Below are 2754 nucleotides of genomic sequence, written 5' to 3' on the forward strand. Positions count from 1 at the left end.
GCCTGATCGCGTCGTCGGCGTGCGGCACCCGGATCCACGCCTGCACCGGCAGCCCGGCCGGGGCGCAGGGCCGAGGGCTTGGGCTGGAGCAGCGGCATGGAACGGACTCCTCAGCAGGGGTGGCCGTGCGGGTCGACCAGGGGGGCGATGAGCCCCAGCAGTTTTTCACGCTGCTTTTCGGACAGCGGCTCCAGCACGTCCGCGGCGGCGGCGAGGCGCGCCCGGTGCAGCTCGGCGAGCGCCGTCCGCCCTGCCTCGGTGGTCTCGATACGGATCACGCGCCGGTTGGCCGGGTCGGGCACGCGCCGGACCAGGCCGCCCGCCTCCAGCGCGTCCACGTGCGTGGTGACCGCGCGGGGCACGACGCCGAGGCGCTCGGCGAGGTCCGCCATCCGCGGCGGCTCCTCGTGGCGCTCCAGGGTGCGCAGCAGCCGCGACTGGGCGGGCGTGATGCCCAGCGGCTTGAAGTAGTGCTTCTGCGCGTAGTGGATCCGGCGGGTGAGCAGCAGGAGCTGCTCGGCCAGCTGGCCGGTCACGTCTGCGGGGGGCGGGGGCGACTGGGACACGCCCCGAGCGTATCAGGAGCATATTCATTGTGCATATAGGTAACAATGAGCTACCCTCCCTTAAGCCGTCATAATTTCCTAGGAGGCCCATGCCGCACGATCCACTCGACGGGTGGACACCCCCGCCCTCCGATCCGGAGCAGCCCGCCCAGGTGTGCCGGATCCTCGCGCTCTTCCGCCCGTACCGCGGCCGCCTCGCCGTGGTCGGGCTGCTGGTGGCCGCGTCCTCGCTGGTCTCGGTCGCCTCGCCGTTCCTGCTCCGCGAGGTCGTCGACACCGCCCTGCCCGAGGGCCGCACCGGGCTGCTCAGCCTGCTCGCGCTCGGCATGGTCGGCGTCGCCGTGCTCGGCGGCGTCTTCGGCGTGCTCCAGACCCTCATCTCCACCACCGTCGGCCAGCGCGTCATGCACGACCTGCGCACCGCCGTCTACGCCCAGCTGCAGCGCATGCCGCTGGCGTTCTTCACCCGCACCCGCACCGGCGAGGTGCAGTCCCGCATCGCCAACGACATCGGCGGCATGCAGGCGACGGTGACGACCACCGCCACCTCGCTGGTCTCCAACCTCACCAGCGTCATCGCCACCGTCGTCGCCATGCTCGCGCTCGACTGGCGGCTGACCGTCGTCTCGCTGCTCCTGCTGCCGCTCTTCGTCTGGATCGCCCGCCGCGTCGGCCGCGAGCGCAAGAAGATCACCACGCTGCGGCAGAAGCAGATGGCCGCCATGGCCGCGGGCGTGACCGAGTCGCTGTCCGTCAGCGGCATCATGCTCGGCCGCACCATGGGCCGCTCCGACAGCCTCACCCGCGACTTCACCGACGAGTCCGAGAGCCTGGTCGACCTGGAGGTACGGGCCAACATGGCCGGCCGCTGGCGGATGGCCACCATCGGCGTCGTCATGGCCGCCATGCCCGCCGTCATCTACTGGACCGCCGGCCTGGCCTCCGGCGGCGCGGGGCAGGCCGTGTCCATCGGCACCGTCGTCGCCTTCGTCTCGCTGCAGCAGGGCCTCTTCCGGCCCACCGTCAGCCTGCTCTCCACCGGCGTGCAGATGCAGACCTCGCTCGCCCTCTTCCAGCGCATCTTCGAATACCTCGACCTGCCCGTCGACATCGCCGAGCCCGAGCGCCCCGTGCGGCTGGACAAGCCCCGCGGCGACGTGCGCTTCGAGAACGTCGACTTCGCGTACGAGCCCGGGCAGCCGACGCTGCGCGACGTCGCCCTCACCGTGCCCGCCGGCAGCAGCCTGGCCATCGTCGGCCCCACCGGCGCCGGCAAGTCCACCCTGGGCTACCTGGTGCCGCGGCTGTACGACGTCACCGGCGGCCGGGTCACCATCGACGGCACCGACGTGCGCGACCTCGACTTCGACTCGCTCGCCCGCGCGGTCGGCGTCGTCGCCCAGGAGACGTACCTCTTCCACGCCTCCGTCGCCGACAACCTGCGCTTCGCCCGGCCGGACGCCACCCACGCCGAGATCGAGGCCGCCGCCCGCGCCGCGCAGATCCACGACCACATCGCCGCCCTGCCCGACGGCTACGACACCCTCGTCGGCGAGCGCGGCTACCGCTTCTCCGGCGGCGAGAAGCAGCGCCTGGCCCTCGCCCGCACCATCCTGCGCGACCCGCCGGTGCTCATCCTCGACGAGGCCACCAGCGCCCTGGACACCCGCACCGAGCGTGCGGTGCAGGAGGCGGTCGACGCGCTGGCCGAAGGCCGTACGACCATCACCATCGCGCACCGGCTCTCCACGATCCGCGACGCCGACCAGATCGCCGTCCTGCACGACGGCCGGATCGCCGAACTCGGCACGCACGAGAAGCTGATGGCCGCCGGCGGCCGGTACGCGGCGCTGGTGCGGCGCGATCTCGACACGAACGGGACCGCGCACGCGAACGGGGCGGGGAACGGGAACGGGACCGGCGCGAGCGCGGTGGCGGAGGGCGCGTCGGTGGCGGTCTGAGCCGCGCCGGCTCCGGGCCCGTACTACGGTGGCGCCATGGGTGTGCTGACGGCCGTGCGCGGCGACATCACCGAGCAGCAGGTCGACGCGGTGGTCAACGCCGCCAACTCCTCGCTGCTGGGCGGCGGGGGCGTCGACGGCGCCATCCACCGCAAGGGCGGCAAGAGCATCGTGCAGGAGTGCCGGGAGCTGCGCGCCACCGCCTACCCGGACGGCCTGCCCGAGGG

3 protein-coding genes are annotated in these 2754 nt (G+C 72.8%); 2 read left to right on the top strand and 1 reads right to left on the bottom strand.

What is annotated here, in order from left to right; translation table 11 throughout:
- Nucleotides 1–110: 110 nt before the first annotated feature.
- A complete protein-coding gene (locus H5J30_RS25875; RefSeq protein WP_181789756.1) occupies nucleotides 111–566 on the bottom strand; it encodes a MarR family winged helix-turn-helix transcriptional regulator in 456 nt (151 codons plus the stop codon).
- An 89-nt stretch (nucleotides 567–655) separates the two neighbouring features.
- Here H5J30_RS25875 and H5J30_RS25880 point away from each other — a divergent pair, with 89 nt between their 5' ends.
- Together H5J30_RS25880 and H5J30_RS25885 are read left to right on the top strand one after the other, a co-directional pair.
- On the top strand, nucleotides 656–2527 hold the full coding sequence (locus H5J30_RS25880; protein ID WP_258563542.1) for an ABC transporter ATP-binding protein: 1872 nt from the start codon (nucleotides 656–658) through the stop codon (nucleotides 2525–2527).
- 36 nt (nucleotides 2528–2563) lie between these two features.
- On the top strand, nucleotides 2564–2754 hold a 191-nt coding region (locus H5J30_RS25885), incomplete at its 3' end, for a macro domain-containing protein (protein ID WP_181789757.1).

The sequence above is a fragment of the Streptomyces phytophilus genome, assembly GCF_013870535.1.
GTDB lineage: Bacteria > Actinomycetota > Actinomycetes > Streptomycetales > Streptomycetaceae > Streptomyces > Streptomyces phytophilus.

Bases quoted from the DNA above. Each gene is read 5' to 3' on its own strand.
- H5J30_RS25880 (WP_258563542.1), top strand. From the start codon at position 656: ATGCCGCACGATCCACTCGACGGGTGGACACCCCCGCCCTCCGATCCG.